The sequence below is a fragment of the Streptomyces xylophagus genome (assembly GCF_000716435.1).
Classification (GTDB): Bacteria; Actinomycetota; Actinomycetes; order Streptomycetales; family Streptomycetaceae; genus Streptomyces; species Streptomyces xylophagus.
The window spans coordinates 369,667-388,721 of sequence record NZ_JNWO01000015.1 but is presented as its reverse complement, the minus strand read 5'-3'; the positions used below and the strand labels follow the sequence as shown (position 1 = coordinate 388,721).

14 protein-coding genes are annotated in these 19,055 nt (G+C 68.1%); 3 read left to right on the top strand and 11 right to left on the bottom strand.

What is annotated here, in order from left to right:
* Nucleotides 1-95: 95 nt before the first annotated feature.
* Genes OO70_RS31010 through ngcE form a run of 3 tightly spaced genes read right to left on the bottom strand, consistent with a single transcriptional unit; the run spans nt 96 to nt 3,492 of the window.
* Nucleotides 96-1,031 (bottom strand): carbohydrate ABC transporter permease, encoded by a 936-nt coding sequence (locus tag OO70_RS31010; protein ID WP_043678323.1) that lies wholly within the window; start codon nt 1,029-1,031, stop codon nt 96-98.
* Between the two features lie 17 nt (nt 1,032-1,048).
* Nucleotides 1,049-1,984, bottom strand: coding sequence for a carbohydrate ABC transporter permease (locus tag OO70_RS31005; protein WP_043678322.1), 936 nt, complete (start codon nt 1,982-1,984; stop codon nt 1,049-1,051).
* Between the two features lie 59 nt (nt 1,985-2,043).
* Nucleotides 2,044-3,492 (bottom strand): N-acetylglucosamine/diacetylchitobiose ABC transporter substrate-binding protein, encoded by a 1,449-nt coding sequence (gene ngcE / locus OO70_RS31000; protein ID WP_043678321.1) that lies wholly within the window; start codon nt 3,490-3,492, stop codon nt 2,044-2,046.
* A 366-nt stretch (nt 3,493-3,858) separates the two neighbouring features.
* Here ngcE and OO70_RS30995 point away from each other — a divergent pair, with 366 nt between their 5' ends.
* Nucleotides 3,859-7,650: a GH92 family glycosyl hydrolase gene (locus tag OO70_RS30995; RefSeq protein ID WP_199827440.1), complete on the top strand. Its 3,792-nt coding sequence runs from the start codon at nt 3,859-3,861 to the stop codon at nt 7,648-7,650.
* A 7-nt stretch (nt 7,651-7,657) separates the two neighbouring features.
* On the opposite strand, the gene OO70_RS30990 is transcribed toward OO70_RS30995, so the two are convergent.
* From OO70_RS30990 to OO70_RS30980, 3 genes are all read right to left on the bottom strand, one after another.
* A complete protein-coding gene (locus OO70_RS30990; protein WP_043678319.1) occupies nt 7,658-8,032 on the bottom strand; it encodes a hypothetical protein in 375 nt (124 codons plus the stop codon).
* A 67-nt stretch (nt 8,033-8,099) separates the two neighbouring features.
* On the bottom strand, nt 8,100-11,372 hold the full coding sequence (locus tag OO70_RS30985) for a GH92 family glycosyl hydrolase (RefSeq protein ID WP_043678316.1): 3,273 nt from the start codon (nt 11,370-11,372) through the stop codon (nt 8,100-8,102).
* Nucleotides 11,373-11,696: 324 nt separating this feature from the next.
* On the bottom strand, nt 11,697-12,779 hold the full coding sequence (locus OO70_RS30980) for a lytic polysaccharide monooxygenase auxiliary activity family 9 protein (RefSeq protein WP_043678314.1): 1,083 nt from the start codon (nt 12,777-12,779) through the stop codon (nt 11,697-11,699).
* Nucleotides 12,780-13,244: 465 nt separating this feature from the next.
* Between OO70_RS30980 and OO70_RS30975 the strand changes: the two genes are divergently transcribed.
* A complete protein-coding gene (locus OO70_RS30975; RefSeq protein ID WP_043678312.1) occupies nt 13,245-13,652 on the top strand; it encodes a hypothetical protein in 408 nt (135 codons plus the stop codon).
* On the opposite strand, the gene OO70_RS30970 is transcribed toward OO70_RS30975, so the two are convergent.
* The 5 genes from OO70_RS30970 to OO70_RS30950 all read right to left on the bottom strand — a co-directional run bounded on the left by OO70_RS30970 (nt 13,643) and on the right by OO70_RS30950 (nt 17,908).
* Nucleotides 13,643-13,870 carry a hypothetical protein gene (locus OO70_RS30970; protein WP_043678310.1) on the bottom strand — a complete coding sequence of 76 codons (228 nt, stop codon included), beginning with the start codon at nt 13,868-13,870 and terminating at the stop codon, nt 13,643-13,645. The two genes, OO70_RS30975 and OO70_RS30970, sit on opposite strands and share 10 nt — an antisense overlap.
* Before the next feature lie 108 nt (nt 13,871-13,978).
* Complete coding sequence (locus OO70_RS30965; protein ID WP_043678308.1) at nt 13,979-14,686, bottom strand: alpha/beta fold hydrolase; 708 nt, start codon at nt 14,684-14,686, stop codon at nt 13,979-13,981.
* Nucleotides 14,687-14,825: 139 nt separating this feature from the next.
* Entirely contained in the window at nt 14,826-16,247 is a 1,422-nt protein-coding gene (locus OO70_RS30960; RefSeq protein WP_051741761.1) for an aldehyde dehydrogenase family protein, read from the bottom strand.
* A gap of 244 nt (nt 16,248-16,491) precedes the next feature.
* Complete coding sequence (locus OO70_RS30955; RefSeq protein WP_043678306.1) at nt 16,492-16,896, bottom strand: nuclear transport factor 2 family protein; 405 nt, start codon at nt 16,894-16,896, stop codon at nt 16,492-16,494.
* A gap of 31 nt (nt 16,897-16,927) precedes the next feature.
* The gene (locus tag OO70_RS30950) at nt 16,928-17,908 is read right to left on the bottom strand and encodes an aldo/keto reductase (protein WP_043678303.1); all 981 of its coding nucleotides are present in this window, start codon (nt 17,906-17,908) and stop codon (nt 16,928-16,930) included.
* 205 nt (nt 17,909-18,113) lie between these two features.
* Between OO70_RS30950 and OO70_RS30945 the strand changes: the two genes are divergently transcribed.
* Nucleotides 18,114-18,986 (top strand): helix-turn-helix domain-containing protein, encoded by an 873-nt coding sequence (locus OO70_RS30945; protein WP_043678301.1) that lies wholly within the window; start codon nt 18,114-18,116, stop codon nt 18,984-18,986.
* Nucleotides 18,987-19,055 lie beyond the last annotated feature (69 nt).

Below are 19,055 nucleotides of genomic sequence, written 5' to 3'. Positions count from 1 at the left end.
CGCATCCGGGGTCTCGGACACATACGTGGACACCGCTCCCGGCCTTCCGGGAGCGGTGGCGGAACGAGCGCTTCCTTCTGCGTTCTCCAGGCGCGCTACTTCAGCGTCGCCGAGGTCAGACCGGACTGCACCTGGCGCTGGAACGACAGGTAGACGACCAGCATCGGGATCATGGCGATCGTGACGCCCGCGAAGAGAACGGGCAGGTCGGAGGCGTACCCTTGTTGCTGCTGGAGTTGGATGAGGCCCTGGGTGAGGACATAGCGCTCGGGGTCCGAGCCGCTCTGCGGCTGCATCAGGACCGTCGGCAGGATGAACTGGTTCCACTGGCCGAGGGTGTTGAAGATGCCGACGCTGATCAACCCGGCCTTGGCCATCGGCAACATCACTTGGAAGAACGTCCGGGTGTGCGAAGCGCCGTCGAGGATCGCCGCCTCGAAGACCGCGGTGGGCAGCGTCCGGAAGAACGCGTGCATGAAGAACACCGTGAACGGCATCGAGTAGGCGATGTAGACCAGGATCAGTCCCTGGTAGGTGTTCAGCATGTCGAGGCGCTTGACCATGAAGAACAGCGGGACCAGCGCCAGGAACACCGGGAACATCGCGCCGGCGACGAAGAAGTAGTACAGCAGCCGGTTGCCCCAGAACTGGTAGCGGGCCAGCACGTACGCGGCCATCGAACCGAACAGCATGGTCAGCGGCACCGAGAACACCAGGACGATCAAGGTGTTCAGGAAGTAGTCGCCGATGCCCTTGCTCCAGGCCCGCCGGAACACGTCGAACGACCAGTTGTGCGGCCAGCCGAAGGCCGAGTTGCCGATCTGCACGTCGGTCTTGAAGGAGCTGAGCACCAGCCACAGCAGCGGCAGCACGATCAGCAGGGCCCACAGGGCCAGGAAGCCGTGCGAGAACACGTTCAGTACGGTGCCCTCGCCGCGCGGCTCACCGGCCCGGGCGCTCGACTTCCGGACCGACGGCTGGGGCGGGACGGTGCCGCCCGTGGGGGCGGTCTCCTTGAGGGGTGCGCTCATCGTCGTATGTCTCCCGCTCAGAACTCGATGCGCTCACGGCGGGTGGCGCGCAGCGTGACCACGGACAGGACCAGGGTGAGCAGCAGCATGACGACGCCCATCGCGCAGGCGTAGCCGCTCTTCCCGAAGTAGAGGAAGTTGCGCATCATCACGGTCGACATGACGTCGCTGCCGTGGTCGGGACCGCCTCCGTAGGCGCCCATGTTCGAGGTCATGGAGGAGACCAGGACGAACATGTCCATCGCGATGATGCCGAGATACACCCAGGCCGTCTGGACGGTCTCCCAGAGGAGCGGCAGGGTGATCCGGAAGAAGGACTGGGAGCGGTTCGCGCCGTCGATCAGGGCGGCCTCGTAGATGTCCCGGGGAATGGACTGCATGGCGGCGGAGAACAGCACCAGATAGAAACCGACGCCGTGCCACACGACGACCGCCATCAGCGCCCAGAGCACCATGTTGGGCTCGTTGAGCCACTCCACCGGATTGTTGACGTCCACCAGGTGGAGTTTGATCAGGAAACCGTTGAGCAGGCCACCGCCGTCACTGCGGTACACCGCGTTGAACAGCACCGCGAGAATCGCCAGCGACAGCACCTGCGGGAAGAAGTAGACGATTTTGTAGAACCCGGAACCGGCGACACCCTGCACACCGCCGGCCTTGCTGCGCCCTCCCGCGTTCACCATGAACGCGAAGAAGAGGGCCAGCAGAATGGTGATCACGGGGATGAACACCAGGAACAGGAGGTTGTGCCAGATGGCCTCCTTGAAGACGTCGTCGTGGAGCAGTGCTCGATAGTTGTCCAGTCCGACGAACTTGAAGGTCTGTGACTCGCCCTTCCAGTCGGTCAGCGAATAGCCGAACGTCTGGATGTACGGCCAGATCACGAAGATCAGATAGAGCGCCACGGGAACGAAGAGAAATCCCGCGACGAACCTGTACTGCCCTTTGCGCATTGGCGTTTCCTGCCCCTGGTGTCCCGAGCGTGATCAGGTGGTGCGATCAGGCGTTGTGATCAGGAGTGAACGTTCTTCTTGGACGCCGGGTCCTTGGCCTGCTTGTCGACGGCGGCCTGACAGCGCTTCAGCCACTCCTTGGGCTGGATGCGCTTGGCCATCAGCTCGTTGGACGCGTTCTGGATGGAGGTGTCCATCTCGCTGTACCAGTCGGGGTAGAGGTAGCGGAAGGTGTTGTCGCCGGCCGCCTTGGACGCGTCGACCGTGGACTGGGTGCCCGGGCGCAGGGTGACGCTGGAGTCGACACCGTCCTTGAGGATGGTGAGCGAGTTGGCCTCCTTGGCGAAGAGCGTCGACCACTCCTTGGAGAGCATGTGGCGCATGAACTCCTTGGCGCCGGGGAGGTTCTTGGCCTTCGCGGGGATGATGAAGGGCTCGCCGGAGCCGGCCCGGATCGCCTCGAACGGCATCTTGCTGTCGGGCAGCAGCGGCATCGGCAGGAACTTCATGTCGAAGTCCGTCGGTGTCAGCTTGAGCTGCTCGTTCTCCAGCCAGGAACCACAGGTGATGAAGGCGGCCTTGTACTGGTTCCAGCGGGTCTGCGACTCGGTGTGGGTCAGGCCGTTGGTGCCGGGCATCAACAGGTCCTTCTCGACCACCTCGTAGATCGCCTCGACACCGGCCTGCGCGGCGGCCGAGCCGACGAACGCCTTCGGGTCGAGGTTGTCGATCGCCTTGACGGCGTCGATCCCGCCCTTCTTGGCGATCAGGTCCATGATGGCGACGTTGATGTAGTACGGGTACTTGCCCTGGTGGGCGAGTCCGCCGATGCCGGCCGCCTTCGCCTTCTGGCAGATGGCGATGAACTCGTCCCAGGTCTTGGGCGGGGTCCAGCCCTTGTCCTTGAAGAGCTTGCCGGAGTACCACAACCCCCACACCGTGTAGATGTAGTTGAGGGCGACGACCTTGCCCTCCTGCACACCCGGGTCGAGGGTGCCGGGGATCAGCAGATCGCGGACCTTCTTGGTCGGGTCGTCGATCGCGGGCGCGTCCAGCACCGGCGAGAGGTCGAGCAGCTGACCGTTCTTGTACAGGACGTCGATCTTGATCTGCTGGGCGCCGGAGTCGTCGACGATGTCCGGCGGGTTGCCCGCGTTGAAGCGGGGCTGGAGCTTGCCGGTGATCTCCTGCGTTCCGGTGTGGGTGGAGCTGACGCCGATCTTCGTCTTGAAGTTGGCTTCCCACGCCTTGGCGTAGTCGTCTCCGTAACCGCCCTTGAAGACGACGACGTCGAGCGTGCTGCCCTTCTTCACACCGAAGGGATTCGACTTCGACGTGGTGCCCTTGGTGGCGTCACCGCTGCCGCTGTCGTCCCCGCCGCCGCTGGCACACGCGGACAGGAAACTCATCGTGGGTACGGAGATCAGACCGAGTGCGGCAGACCTCTTGATCAAATCGCGGCGGCCGACGCCTTTGGAACCGTTGTTCTCGGCGGAAGTGGATCCCATGCTCAAGTCCTCGCCTTCTCCAGGACTCAGGCGGTGAACCGGATCCCCGGCACCGCGGTCAGGTCGAGCTTGGTCGTGCAGGAGTACTTCGTGCGTACTGCTTCGAGAGCGGTGTCGAACGCGACAGGTATAGTCCACTTCCGGTCGGCAGAGCAAGATCGAATGCAGGGTAGGTTGTCGGTCTTTTCCGAAGTGAGACCTCGCGGAAATATGAACGCCCTGTGTGTTCGATGACGGAGAAATCCCCGTTATTGCCCTCGAATGCCACACTCAACACCCTTGACATCCCAGGCCACTTGACTCCCTACTGTTCCTTGCGCATCGAAGCTGACAACGTTGTCCAGCGTGCAGGGAGGATGCCCTCGTATGCATCACAGATGGTGGGGTACGGCGGTCGTGTCGACCGCCGCACTGGCTTTGCTCGTGGGTTCGCAGGGAGTGACGGTCGCCCTGCCCGCAAAGGCCCCGGCCGGCGGGGAGTTCACCTCCTCGTTCGAGTCGGGGGATCCGGCACCGGACTGGCTGAACACGGTCGACACCGCGCCGGACGGGTCCAAACGCGCCTCGGGCGTCGACGGCGGCTACAGCACCGGCATCCCCGGCAATGTGACCGACCATGTCACCGACGTCCGGGCGAGCTCCGAGAACACCGGCGGCGGCGAGGTGAAGGAGAACCTCGTCGACGGCGAGTCCGGCACCAAGTGGCTGACCTTCGAGCCCACCGGCTGGGTCGAGTTCGACCTCGACAAGCCGGCCAGGATAGTGACGTACGCGCTGACTTCGGCCAATGACTACGCCGAACGCGATCCGCAGGACTGGACGCTGTCGGGCTCGACGGACGGCAAGGACTGGAAGCCCGTCGACACCCGCACCGGCGAGACCTTCGCCGACCGCTTCCAGACGAAGTCCTACGACCTCGCCGCGCCGGCCGAGTACCAGCACTTCCGGCTCGACATCACGAAGAACAACGGCGCGAGCGGCATCCTGCAGCTCGCCGACGTCCAGTTCTCGACGGGCAACAGCACCGCCCCGATCCCCGAGGACATGCTCTCGCTGGTCGACCGCGGCCCCAGCGGCTCGCCCACCGCCAAGGCGGGCGCCGGCTTCACCGGGAAGCGGGCACTGCGGTACGCGGGCCGCCATACGGCGACGGGACGCGCGTACTCGTACAACAAGGTCTTCGACGTGGACGTGCCGGTCGCCAAGGACACGGCACTGTCGTACAAGATCTTCCCGCAGATGGCCGACGGCGACCGCGACTACGACGCCACGAACGTCGCCGTCGACCTGGTCTTCACCGACGGCACCTATCTGAGTGACCTCGGCGCGAGCGACTCGCACGGCTTCGCGCTGACTCCGCAGGGGCAGGGCGCGGCGAAGATCCTCTACGTCAACCAGTGGAACAGCGTCCTCTCGCGGATCGGTTCGGTTGCGGCAGGGAAGACCGTCGACCGGATACTCCTCGCCTACGACTCCCCCGGCGGGCCGGCGAAGTTCCGGGGCTGGCTGGACGACGTGAGCATCAAGTCGGTCGCGCCCGAGAAGCCGAAGGCGCATCTGTCCGACTACGCGCTGACCACCCGGGGCACCAACTCCAGCGGCAGCTTCTCGCGCGGCAACAACTTCCCCGCGACGGCGCTCCCGCACGGCTTCAACTTCTGGACCCCGGTGACGAATTCGTCGTCGCTCAGCTGGCTCTACGACTACGCACGCGCGAACAACGACGACAACCTGCCGACGCTCCAGGCACTCAGCCTGAGCCATGAGCCCAGCCCCTGGATGGGCGACCGGCAGACCTTCCAGGTGATGCCGTCGGCCGCGTCGGGCACCCCCAACACCGACCCGAGCGCACGGGAGTTGGCCTTCAAGCACGAGAACGAGACCGCGCGCCCGTACTACTACGGCGTCACCTTCGAGAACGGTCTCAAGGCCGAGATGGCCCCGACCGACCACGCGGCCTCGTTGCGCTTCACCTACCCCGGCGACGACGCGAGCGTCATCTTCGACAACGTCACCGAGCAGGCGGGCCTGACCCTCGACAAGGAGAACGGGACCGTCACCGGCTACTCAGACGTCAAGTCCGGACTGTCCACGGGCGCGACCCGGCTCTTCGTGTACGGCGTGTTCGACGCGCCGGTGACGGACGGCTCCTCCAGCGGTGTCAAGGGCTATCTGCGGTTCAAGGCGGGCGCCGACCACACGGTCACGCTGCGTCTGGCCACCTCGCTGATCAGCGTCGACCAGGCGAAGGCCAACCTGAGCCAGGAGATCCCGGACGGCACCTCCTTCGACACGGTCAAGGACCAGGCCCAGCAGGTGTGGGACAAGCTGCTCGGCAAGGTCGAGGTGGAGGGCGCCACACCGGACCAGCTGACCACGCTGTACTCCAGCATGTACCGGCTGTACCTGTACCCCAACTCCGGCTTCGAGAAGGTCGGTTCGACCTACCAGTACGCCTCGCCGTTCTCCCCGATGCCGAGCCAGGACACCCCGACGCACACCGGCGCGAAGATCGTCGACGGCAAGGTGTACGTCAACAACGGCTTCTGGGACACCTATCGGACGACCTGGCCGGCCTACTCTCTCCTGACGCCCAGTCAGGCGGGTGAGATGGTCGACGGGTTCGTGCAGCAGTACAAGGACGGCGGCTGGACCTCGCGCTGGTCCTCACCGGGCTACGCGGACCTGATGACCGGCACGTCCTCGGACGTCGCGTTCGCGGACGCGTACGTCAAGGGCGTGAACTTCGACGCCAAGTCGGCCTACGACGCGGCCGTGAAGAACGCGACCGTCGTCCCGCCCACGTCGGGTGTGGGCCGCAAGGGCATGACCACCTCCCCCTTCCTCGGCTACACCAGCACCGCCACCAACGAGGGCTTCAGTTGGGCGATGGAGGGCTACAACAACGACTACGGCATCGCCCAGATGGGCCTGGCCCTCTACAAGAAGACCGGCGAGAAGCACTACAAGGAGGAGTCCGAGTACTTCCTCAACCGGGCCCAGGACTACGTCGACCTCTTCGACAAGCAGGCCGGCTTCTTCCAGGGCAAGGACGCCAAGGGCAACTGGCGCGTGGACTCGGCGAGTTACGACCCGCGCATCTGGGGTTACGACTACACGGAGACCGACGGCTGGGGCTACGCCTTCACCGCCCCGCAGGACAGCCGCGGCCTGGCCAACCTCTACGGCGGCCAAAGTGCCCTCGGGGACAAGCTCGACCAGTACTTCTCCACCCCGGAGACGGCGTCCTCCGACTTCGTCGGCTCCTACGGCGGTGTCATCCACGAGATGACGGAGGCGCGCGACGTCCGGATGGGCCAGTACGGGCACTCCAACCAGGTCGCCCACCACGTCATCTACATGTACGACGCGGCCGGCGAGCCCTGGAAGGCGCAGAAGAACGTGCGCGAGGTGCTGTCGCGCCTCTACACCGGCAGTGAGATCGGGCAGGGCTACCACGGCGACGAGGACAACGGCGAGCAGTCGGCCTGGTACCTCTTCTCCGCGCTCGGCTTCTACCCGCTGGTGATGGGCAGCGGCGAATACGCCATCGGCTCCCCGCTGTTCACCAAGGCGACCGTCCACCTGGAGAACGGCAAGGACCTCGTCGTCAAGGCACCGAAGAACAGCACGAAGAACGTCTACGTACAGGGCCTGAAGGTCAACGGCCAGACCTGGACGAAGACTTCACTCCCCCATTCGCTGCTGGAGAAGGGCGGAGTGCTGGACTTCTCCATGGGCTCCAAGCCCTCGGCGTGGGGCAGCGGCAAGAACGCGGCGCCGGTGTCGATCACCAAGGACGACCAGGTGCCGACACCCCGCAGCGACCAACTCACCGGTGACGGCGCCCTGTTCGACAACACGTCGGCCACGAGCGCGACGGTGACCTCGGTGGACCTGCCGGTCACGAAGGCCACCAAGGGCATCCAGTACACGCTCACGTCGTCGGCGGACCACACCACGGCACCGACCGGCTGGACCCTTCAGGGCTCGGCCGACGGCACCACGTGGAAGACGCTCGACAAACGCTCCGGCGAGACCTTCACCTGGGACAAGCAGACGCGCGTGTTCTCGGTGAAGTCGCCTGGCTCGTACGCGCGTTACCGGCTGGTCCTGGACGGTTCCTCGACGCTCGCGGAGGTGGAACTGCTGGCCTGAGGTGACCTCACGGCACGGGGAGGCGGGGCAGCAGTTTCCGCAACGCCTCCGCGTGCTGGTGGACCCGTCTGAGCACGCCTCTCCTGGTCGACGCGAAGACGGGGACGTCCTGGGCCGGGCCGCACGCGGCGGCCTTGTACAGGTCGTCGAGCCACGCCCCGCTCCCCCTGGTGCCGTCCGGCGCCAGGGGGATCAGTCGTGTCAGGACCTCCGATTCGGCGCCGCCCAGGAACCAGACGCGCACCATCAGGTCGGCGCGCAGATAGCGCAGACCGCCGTCTATGTCCTCCGGCGGCGCGAAGCCCTCGTCCCCGACCAGGAACGCGAAGGCCGTGCGCGCTTCGGCCCGGAACTCCTCGGGCAGCTGCGGCCGTTTCACCATCTGCGGATGCTCGCACGCGACGATGTGCCCCCGCCACCGGAACGGGCGAGGGCACACATAGTGGACGTCAGTTCACCGCAAGGGTGAACACATGGAGATCCGTGTCGTCCGGAAGTGTCACGCTCTTGATGGTCTTGCCCGTGGGTGCCGCGAACGGCTTGGTGGCGAACACATAGGTGACGACCGGGTCCTTGTCCGCACCCGCGACATTGCGGTACGCGGTCCTGGCGACGACCTCGTTGCCGTACTGCACGGTGCCGCCGCCCCCGCCGACCGTCCAGTCCGTGAAGGACAGGTCGATCGCGTCGGTGCTGCCGTCGGTGTAGGTGACGGTCGCCTTCGTCTGCTGGTTGCCGTTGACCGCGCTGCCCACGAAGGACAAGGTGCTTGCGGGCTGCGGGAGTTGGACGGTCTGGCCGGCCGCCGAGACGTTGTCGGGGCGTCCGTTCGGCGAGCCCGGCCAGGTGAAGCCGAGCCCGTCCACCGTGCCGGCGCCGCCCGGGGTCAGCCCGGCCGCCGCGAGTGCCTGGAGGGAGTAGCTCCAGCCGCCTCCGTCGTAGTCCGCCTCGTCGTGCTCACCGGTGTCGTCGGAGACGCCGGTGTTGTTGTACGCGGCGAGGAGGGTGCCGGGCGCGGCCACCGTGAGGGACACCGGCTGCTCGTACGACGTGTCGCCCGAGGTGACGGTGACCTTCACGTCGTAGAAGCCCTGCGTGACGTCGTCGGCGGCGGTGAGGGTGATGTCCTGGGAGCCGTCGACGACCGTTCCCTGGGCGGGAGTCGCCGTGACCCCGGTGGGGGTCTCGACGCTGTAGCGGACCTCGGGGCCGGTGCCGCCGCTCAGGGACAGGGCCTTGATGTTCACCTTGGTGCTCTCGCCGGGTGCGAGGGTCGCGGCGGTCGGGCCGACGCCGATCTGGTACGGCTGCTCGCCGGTGCGGAAGGACGGCGGGGCGTCGGCCGGGTCGCTGCCCCAGGTGCGGTTGGGGGTGGCGGAGAGGGTGTAGTCGAGGGTGCCGCCGTTCCGGACGATCGAGGACGAGAGCCAAGGGCGGTCGCTGGTACGGCCGTTGACCTTCAGGGACTGGATGTACGGGGCGTCGGTCGCGGCGCCCTTAGCGCGGATGGAGATGTCGTTGCCGTGCGGGCGGCTGATCTCGATGCGCTCGAACAGGGGTGAGGCGAGGGTGAGTTCGGCGCGGGAGGGGACCTGGGGGTACATGCCGAGGGCGGAGAAGACGTACCAGGAGGACATCTCGCCGAGGTCGTCGTTGCCGGGGATGCCGGCCGGGTCGGTCGTCCAGAGCTGCTTCATGGCCGCCCTGACCGTCTCCTGGGTCTTGTAGGGCGCACCCGCGTAGTCGTAGAGGTAGGGGACGTTGACGGACGGTTCGTTGTCCAGCTCGGACTTGTCGCCGCCGCTGCCCGTGAAGGCCCAACTCCCGTCCGCCTCATGGAAGAAGGAGTCGAGGCGGGCGAGTGCCTTGTCCGTGCCGCCCATCGCCGCGAAGAGGCCCGCCGGGTTGTGCTGGACCATCCACGTGTACTGGGCGGCCGTGCCCTCCACGAAGCCGTTGCCGGTGCCCGGGGTGAAGCCGGTGACCCAACTGCCGTCCGCCTTGCGGTTGGCGATGTAACCGCCGGTGGGGTCGGCGGCGATGTTGAAGTTGTTCTGCCACCACTGGGCACGCTTGGCGAAGTCGGCCGCCGTGGTCTTCTTCCCCGCCGCTGTGGCGAGTTGGGAGAGCGCGAAGTCCGCCGTGGACATCTCCAGCGTCTCGGCGGCGCCGCCCCAGGCGTTGGAGACGGACGGCATGTAGTGCAGCTTCAAGTACTTGTCCAGGGAGGGGCGTTGGCCCGCCGACAGCACCGGCTTGCCTGAGGAGGACAGGTCCTGTGCGGTCGGTACGGTCGCCGCCTGGACGAGGGAGTCGAGTGCGCCGTTCAGGTCGAAGTCGGTGCCGCCGAAGGCGCGGATGCCTGCCAGGGCGGTGGGTGAGGGGTCGCCGTTCATGACGTGGGTGCCGCTCGCGCCGTGCAGCCAGCGGTCCCAGATCCCGCCGTTCTGCTGGGCGAGTTCGTAGAGGGACTGGGCGATGTCCGAGCCGGTGCGGGGGCTGAGGAGGGTGAGCAGTTGGACCTGCGACCGGTAGATGTCCCAGCCGGAGAAGGTGCCGTACTGCGCTTGATGCCCCCGGCTCACCTTGTGCACCTTGCCGTCGCTGCCCGTGTACTTGCGGTCGGCGTCGCTGATGACGTTCGGGTGCAGGAGGGAGTGGTAGAGCGCGGTGTAGAAGGTGGTGCGCTCGGTGTCGGTACCGCCGCCCACCTTGATCGCGCCGAGCTGGTCGCGCCAGGCGCGGTGCGCCGCGTCCTCGACCGCGTCGAAGGAGCGCTTCGGCGGGTTCTCCGCCGCGAGGTTGGCCTCGGCGCCGGCCTGACTGACGTACGAGATACCGACCTTGACGCCGACCGGGCCGGTGCCGGGCTCGAACTCGACGTAGCCGCCCGCGCCCTTGCCCGCGACGGGACGGCCGCCGTTGGTGAAGCCGCCGGTGCCGCCGGTCGCGTTCGTCGACCCCGGGGTCAGCTTGTCGTCCTGCCAGGTGCCGGTGGTCTTGAAGGCGCGGTCGAAGGTGGCGGTGAAGTACAGGGTGTAGTAGGCGCGTTGGCCCTCGGGGTCGAGGTAGCCGCAGAAGTTGCCGGAGGTGACCGAGCCGGAGACCGTGCGGGTCGCCGGATCGATGGTGACCGACGAATCGGTGGAGCCCACCTCGGAGTTGGCGGTGCGGATCAGCAGTGAGGCGGGCTTGTCGGCCGGGTAGGTGAAGCGGCCGGAGCCGGTGCGGGCCGTCGCGGTGAGGTCGGCGGTGACGCCCGAGGCGAGGCCGACCTTGTAGTGGCCGGGCTCGGCGGTCTCGTCGGTGTGGCTGAAGTCGGAGGCGTAGACGGCGTCCTTGGTGTCGCTCGCCGGGGACGAGGTGACCTCACCGGCGTACGGGAAGAACGGGATGTCGCCGCTGCCGCCTGCGCAGCCCGTGCCCGACATGTGGGTGAGGCTGAAGCCGCGGATGCGGGTGGCGTCGTACTGGTAACCGCCGGGCGCGGCCGTACTTGTCGCGCTGCCTCTCGTGTTCTCCGGGCTCCAGGAGAGCATGCCGAAGGGCACGACGGCGCCCGGGAAGACATTGCCGCCGTTCTTGGTGCCGATCAGCGGATCGACGTAGGCGCTCGGGTCCTTGACGAGTTGCGGTGGGGCGGTGGTGGCCGCCAGGGCGGGGGTGGCGCCGCCGACCGCGAGTGCGGCGGCGAGCAGCAGGGACATGGGACGGAAACGCATGACGCGGCCCCTCCTCCTTCGGACGGGTCGCGCACCACAGGTCGCACAAGCCGCAGGGACAGTAACGTGCGCCACCCGTACCACGGAAGAGCGCGTGCCCCGGTGAGGGCGCACGGAGCGGACACTCGGACGGTCGACCCAGGCCAACTGGCTTGACATCGTTGTCCGTTGGGGCGGTAGAGTCATATGCAGACCATTCGACAACGTTGTCGCACCGCAGTGTCGCCCCAAGCCACGCACCACCCGGGCAGGTTGAACCCCCATTCCCTGCCCGGCTCGCGGACCCGGTGGCCCCCGACCACCGGGTCCGCCCCGAGCTCTGGGTCAACCGACCTGGCAGGGCAGGGTAGTTGCGGTGTCCCCGCCGTCGCCGTTCACGACGTATCCGAAGGTGGTGCTCTGGCCCGGACTGAGCGAGCCGTTCCAGTCGGCGTTGTGCACCATCACGTCCTGGCCGGTGTAGGTCGCGTTGCCGTTCCAGAGGCTGGCGACCGACTGGCCGCCCGGGAGCGTCCAGTTGACCATCCAGTCGAGCATCGGGACGTCGCCGGAGTTGGTGACGGTCACCTCGGACTGGTAGCCGCCGGGCCAACTGCCCGTCGTGCGGCGGGTGGCGGAGCAGGTGCCGGGTACCGGGTCGGTGGGGTTGCCCGGGTCGTGAATGCCCGTCACCTCGCCGTTGCCGCCGTCGAAGACGACGTCCGAGCAGGAGTAGAAGGTCTCCGTGCTGTCCGAGCGCTGCCACACCATGTAGATGATGTGGCGCCCCGACTTGTTCGCCGGAAGCTGCCCGGTCCAGGAGTAGTTGGCCTCGACCGTGCCCGGGGTGCCGTTGAGCGGCGGGTGGTCGACCGTGAGGAACGGGGTGTTCTCCATGTCGTCCCACGTGAGGGTCTTGGTCGGGTCGAAGCCGTCCTTGGTGACGTAGACGTAGAACCAACCCGGGTGCGCCGCCCAGGCGTTGTACGAGAAGTCGACCGTCGCGCCGGAGGTCAGATGCGTCAACGGCCAGTCGTCGCGCGGGAGGTTGAAGCCGGTGAAGTTGGGGTTCCCGCCGCTGCACAGCTCACCGTCCGGCACGAAGCCGCGGGTGCGGCCGGCGCCGTCGGAACGCAGGACGGAGAACCAGTTGTAGAACGGCGTGGTGCCGCTGACCTGTTGGGCCGCCTTGCAGGCCTGGTTGACCGGTTTGATCTCGCCGGTGTCGGTCAGCGCGTCCTGCCAGCAGAGGAAGGTGCGGCTGCCGGGTTTCATGGGGGTGCCGTGGGCCTCCGCGGCGCCGCCGGTGGCGAGGATCAGGGCCAGGGCGGGGACGGTGGTGAGGAGGGCCAGGAGGACGAGGAAGAGGGCTCGGTGGGGGGTGGGGCGCGGTAATCGCGGATCGACATGCGGATGCCTGATTGTCATAGGCATGACAGTTCTACGTCCCTTCGCTCGGCGGTGGTGAGGAACGTGCGGAGGTGGAGACGTGGGGTGGGGCGATCCCGCCGCACCCGGCGGGTTCCGGACCGTCGGGCGGGTGGGAGCGCTCCCACCCCACTTCCTGTGAAGCTAGCGCGGACTGGGGCGGCTGTAAACGTCGCGGTACGCCTAGACCGGTTTCAGGGGCGATACCGGCGTCCGCCCATGACCCGGCCGCGGTGGCCGTCCCAGCGGCATCCCAACGGCTTCGCGACGGCGCAGGTCAAAGCCACACCGCCGTCCCGTCCTCCCAAGGCAGCCGGAGCTCCTTGGCGCCAACCCGGCTGCGGCGACAGCCTGTTGCCGCCAAGCCGCCGGCGAGTGACCACGCCGGCGGCCCGTACACGACCAACGCTCAGCACCACATCGCGGCGGGAGAAGACGCCTCGCCCCGAACACACGGGAGGAATCATGAAGAAGCGCGCCATCGCCGGCCTCGTGGCCGGCCTCGCGGCCGCGGCCCTGGGGCTCACACCCGGCACGGCCAACGCCTCGGACAACCAACCGCTCAGCGCCAGTACCACGGGCGCCTCCGTCTCGCTCACCGTCGACTGGACCGGGTCGGAATCCTTCACTCTGCGCAACGTGAAGCTCAGTGACACCTCCTGCGACGCTCACCCGGTGTTCTTCTACGTCACCGTGCCGGGCTTCCAGTTCCCGAACCACTGGAACACCAGCGGGTGCGGTACCACCACTACCTGGAGCGCCCTGCCGGGCAGCCTGGACGGCGGCATCCACAGCCTCTGGGTGACGGTCTGTCGCGACACGACCTTCGACAACTGCAGCTCGTCCGGCTCGTCGATCAACCCCTACGACTGATCATCCGACGGCAGGCGCCGTTGACGGCCGGCACCGGCGGCCCGGGCGGGTTCCGGGCCGCCGGGTCCCGGCGAAGGACGGCCGGCGGGCGGCGGACCGCCGATGTCGCGGCCGGCGAGTTCCGCGGCGTCGGGCTCCTCGAAGCGCGCCCGCCGGCGCCCGTCGAGTCGTTCGTGGATCGTCCGGCCGAACGCACCGGTGCCGGAGCCGAGTTCCACGACGACCGGTTGCCCACTGACGGAATCGGTGAGGCCATCCGCCGGGCGAGAGCTGTGCCGCTCGGTATCACCGACGCGACGGCGGTCGGCGCCTCGGCGAACTCAGCGCTACAGCTTGGCGGCCGAACTGACCGACTGGGCGGCCTTCTTGATCAGGTCGGCGACCGCGGCAGGCTGCGAGACGTACACAGCGTGGCTGCCGGAGGACTCGACCGTGGTCGCGGTGGCCCGTTCGGCCATTGCCCGCTGGGCGGGCGGGGGGATCATGCGGTCGTCGGCAGCGACCAGGTACCAGCTCGGCCTGGTCCGCCACGCGGGCGCGGAGACGGTGCCGGCGAGTGCGTCGACGCCCCACGGGAGTTGGGAGTCCGCCATGAACGCCGCCTGGCTTGCGGGCAGGTCCCCGGCGAACGACGTGGCGAAGCGCTCACGGTCCAACAGCAGGAAGCCGTCGACGGGCGGCAGGATCGGCGGCACCGGTGCGTCGGGCGGCGGGTCGGCGATGAGCGTGCTCACCGACTCACCCTGGTCCGGGGCGAACGCGGCGATGTACACCAACGCCGCCACGGCGTCGTGGGTGCCGGCCTCGGTGACGACGACTCCTCCGTAGGAGTGCCCGACAAGCACGGAGGGGCCGTTCTGGGCGTCGAGGACCCTGCGGGTGGCCGCTACGTCGCCGGCGAGCGAGAACGTGGCGTGCTGCACGATGCTGACCTTGAAGCCGTCGGCGGTCAGCAGGTCGTAGACGCCCTGCCAGCCGGATCCGTCGGCGAACCCGCCGTGCACGAGTACGACGTTGGTCACGGGCAGGCTCATGGGAGACCTCCTGGAGTTCGGATGTTGTTCCGGGCAGAGGGGTGGGGGTGGGAGATCCGTCGGCGGCGCGCCTTTGCCGCGCACGACTGGTCGGTGGGGCAGCACGGCTCGCACGTGAGCTGTGCCACCTGGCACCTTCCTAGCGGTGGATGGCCTTGACCTCGAGGAACTCCTCCAGCCCGAACCGGCCCAGCTCGCGGCCGTTGCCGCTCTGCTTGTACCCGCCGAACGGCGCGGTCAGGTTGAACTCCCCGCCGTTGACGATGACTTGGCCGGTGCGCATGCGCTTCGCCACGGCCAGCGCGTGGTCCGGCTCGCCGAACACACTGCCGCCCAGGCCGTAGATGGAGTTGTTGGCGATGGCCACGGCCTCCTCCTCGTCGGCGTAGGGGATCACCGAGAGCACCGGGCCGAAGATCTCCTCCTGGGCGATGACGGCGTCCGGCGCGACGTCGGCGAAGATCGTCGGGCGGACGTAGGCGCCCGGCTCGAAGCCCCCGACCGGGCCGGCGCCGCCGAACGCGACCGTGGCCCCGTCGGCGATGCCGCGCTCGATGTAGCCGGACACCCGCCGCTGCTGGGCGGCCGAGGACATCGGGCCGATCCGGGTGGCCGGGTCGGTCGGGTCACCCACGCCGTAGGAACCGGCGGCGGCCACCGCGAGTTCGACGATCTCGTCGTGCCGGCTCGCGGGCACCAGCATCCGCGTCCACGCGGCGCAGGTCTGGCCGCCGTTCATCCAGGCGTACTCGATGCCGAGGTCGACGGCCTTCTGCAGGTCGGCGTCGTCGAGGATGACGTTGGCCGACTTGCCGCCCAACTCCAGGGCCACCCGCTTCACGGTGCCGGCCGCACCGATCGACACCCGCTTGCCGGCGCCGGTGGATCCGGTGAACGACACCATGTCGATGCCCTGATGGCCGGAGATCGCCTCGCCTATCACCGACCCGGCGCCGTGGACGACGTTGAAGACGCCCGCCGGAATCCCCGCGGCCGCGGTCACCTCGGCGAACAGGGCGGCGGTGAGCGGGGTGACCACGCTGGGCTTGAGCACCTCCGTGCAACCGGCGAGCAACGCCGGCACGACCTTCGCGACGGTCTGATACAGGGGGGCGTTCCACGGCGTGATCGCGCCGACCACACCGATCGGCTCGCGCACGAGCAGCGCGTTTCCCAGTTCCTCCTCCCAGGCGAAGGCGTCGGCCACCGGCCCGAAGCTGCTCGCCACCTGGTAGGGCAGCCCGGCCTGCACGACCTTGGCGTACGAGATCGGCGAACCCATCTCGGAGGTGACGGTGGCGGCGAAATCGTCGATGGCACTCTTGATGCCGTCGGCGATCCGGGTGACCGCGGCGGCCCGCTCACCGACCGGTATCGCCGACCATTCCGGGAACGCGCGCCGCGCGGCCGCGACGGCCCGGTCGACGTCGGCCGCCGTTCCCGCCGGCAGGTCGGCGATCACGGTGGCGGTGGCCGGGTTCACGACCTCGATGCGCTCGCGCCCGTCGCCGGCGGCCTCGACGCCGTCGATCCAGTGCTGGACAGCTCGCTGCTCGCTCATGTGCGTGTCTCCTCGCTGTGGAACGGGCCGTGGGGCTCGGTGGTGTCGATGCGGTTGACGCGGACGCCGAGCGCGCGATGACTGGCGCGGATGGTTTCGGCGTCGTCCAGGGCGCCGCCGGAGGTGCAGGTACCGCCCTCGTCATGGCACCCGGACCGGTCGGGGAAGCCCGCGGGCTCCCCGGCATGACGGGCCGCATCCGGGGCACAGGGCGCGGGCGGCGGTCCACGAGTTCGAGTGCGCGCTACACGACCCTGGGCTTGTCGAGCATGGAGCCGACGTTGTGGTAGAACACCCGGTTCTCGACGATCTTGCCGTCCTTGAGGGTGAATTGCTCGATGAAGTGGGTCAGCTCTCCGGTCGTGACGTCCTTGATGCCGACGCACGCGGCGACGCGGTCGCCGTCAGCGATGGTGTAGTGCACCGTGATCGACGAGACCTCGATGTAGTTCGGCAGGACCTGGGCGAGGCCGAGGAATTCGGCCTTGCCGTGGTAGGCCTTCCCGAAGGGCAGGAACACCGGCTCGATGACCGCGACGTCCTCGGACAAGTAGGAGAAGACTCCCTCGACGTCACCGCGGTTGGCTGCCGCGAACATGCCTTCGACGATCGCGCGGTTCTGCTCGGTCAGTGATGTGGCTGCGGACATGGCGTATCTCCTCTGGGGCGGTGAAGCTGGTTCAGCGGTCGATCGTGGATTCGTTGAAGTCGTCGTGCCGGGCGCCGGTGGCCGGCGTGAGGGTGTCGAGCCGCTGCGACTGGCCGGCGGTCAGGACGATGCCGTCGGCGGCGGTGTTCTCCTCGACGCGAGCGACTCGCCGGCTGCCGGGGATCGGGGCGATGTCCCCGCCCTGGGCCACCAGCCAGGCCAGCGCGATCTGTGCCGGGGTGGCACCGACCTCGGCCGCGATGTTCCGTACTTCGTCCACGAGTTGGAGGTTCTGGTGGAACGCCTCGCCGATGAAGCGCGGATTGGTCTTGCGCCAGTCGCCGTCGGGGATCTCCTCGGGCGTGCGGATCCGGCCGGTCAGGAACCCGTGCCCGAGTGGCGCGTAGGGGACGAGCCCGATGCCCAACTCGCGCAGCAGGGGCAGCAGTTCGGTCTCGACGTCGCGGGTCCACAGGGAGTACTCGGTCTGCAGCGCGGCGATCGGGTGCACGGCGTGGGCGCGGCGGATCGTGTCCGGAGAGGCCTCGGACAGGCCGATGTGCAGGACCTTGCCTTCGGCGACCAGCTCGGCCACGGTGCCGATGGTCTCCTCGATGGGGGTGTTCCGGTCGACGCGGTGCTGGTAGTAGAGGTCGATCCGGTCGGTGCGCAGGCGCTTCAGGGAGCCCTCGACGGCGGTGCGGATGTTGGCCGGACTGCTGTCGAACAGGCCGGTTCCGTCCCCGGAATGGGACAGGATGCCGAACTTCGTGGCGAGGACGACATGGTCGCGTCGGCCCTCCAGTGCCTGACCGACGACCTCCTCGCTGTGGTAGGGGCCGTAGCTTTCAGCGGTGTCGATGTGGGTGACGCCGAGGTCGAGCGCGCGATGGACGGCTCGGATGGATTCGGCGTCGTCCAGGCCGCCGCCGGAGAGGAGGGTGCCGGCCATGGACATGGCACCCAGGCCGATCCGGGAAACCCGCAGGCTCCCCAGCATGGCGTGCTGCATCAGAGAACTCGTTTCTCGTCGAGAGTGTCGGAGGAAGGTGCGGCAGAGGGAAGCGGCGAGGGACGGCGTCCACGGCATCCGGGCGCCGATCTCGATCTCGCCGACATCCAGCCAACATCCGTTCACGACATCCCGACAGGCACTGCGAAAAGGGGTACTCACAGGGACCCCTTCCGGGACGCCGGCCGGACCTACCCTTGATCCCATGGACGAGAAGGAGGCGGCGCGGGCGGCGGTCCGCGAGTTCCTCACCACCCGCCGCGCCCGGGTCACCCCCGCCGACGCCGGCCTTCCTCCGCAGGGCACCCGCCGTCGGGTGAAAGGCCTGCGCAGGGAGGAGGTCGCGTTGCTCGCCGGGGTCAGCCCGGAGTACTATGTGCGGCTCGAACGGGGCCAGGCGACCGGGCCCTCCGCCGGAGTCGTCGACGCCGTCGCCGGCGTCCTGCGTCTGGACGAGGACGAACGCGCTCACCTCGGCCGGCTGCTCGCCGCCCTGACCCCCGCGTCCCGCAAGCGGCGGCGCGGTGCGGCGAAAGACCCGGTCACTCCCGGAATCCGGGTGCTGCTGGATTCCATGGACCACTTGCCCGCAGTGGTCTTCAACGGCCGGTTCGACATCCTCGCGGTCAACACACTGGGGCGTGCGCTTCTCGCCCCCGTGTTCGACCTGCCCGGACGGACGAACAGTGCCCGCTTTCTGTTTCTCGACGAGCCCAGGGCCCGGGAGCTGTTCCCCGAGTGGGACCGGATCACCGCCGACACCGTGGCGATACTGCGTATCGAGGCCGGCCGCCATCCCGACGACCCCGACCTGACCGAACTGATCGGAGAGCTCGCGACTCGCAGCACGGCATTCCGGACGCGCTGGGCGACCAACGACGTACGAACCGCCCGAGCCGGCACGAAGACCTTCCGGCACCCCGTCATCGGCGAGGTCACGCTGCCCTACGAGACCCTCCGCATCGAGGCTGTCTCCAGCCAGATCCTCAGTGTCTACACCCCCCGGCCCGGCACCCCCGAAGCCGACGCGATCCGCCTCCTGGCCAGCTGGAACGCCGAGGGCCGACTTGGCCTTTGACCTGCGGCCGGTCGATGACCTCCAGGGCGAAGACCACGATGCGCTCAATTCCCCCCATGCCCAGGCCGA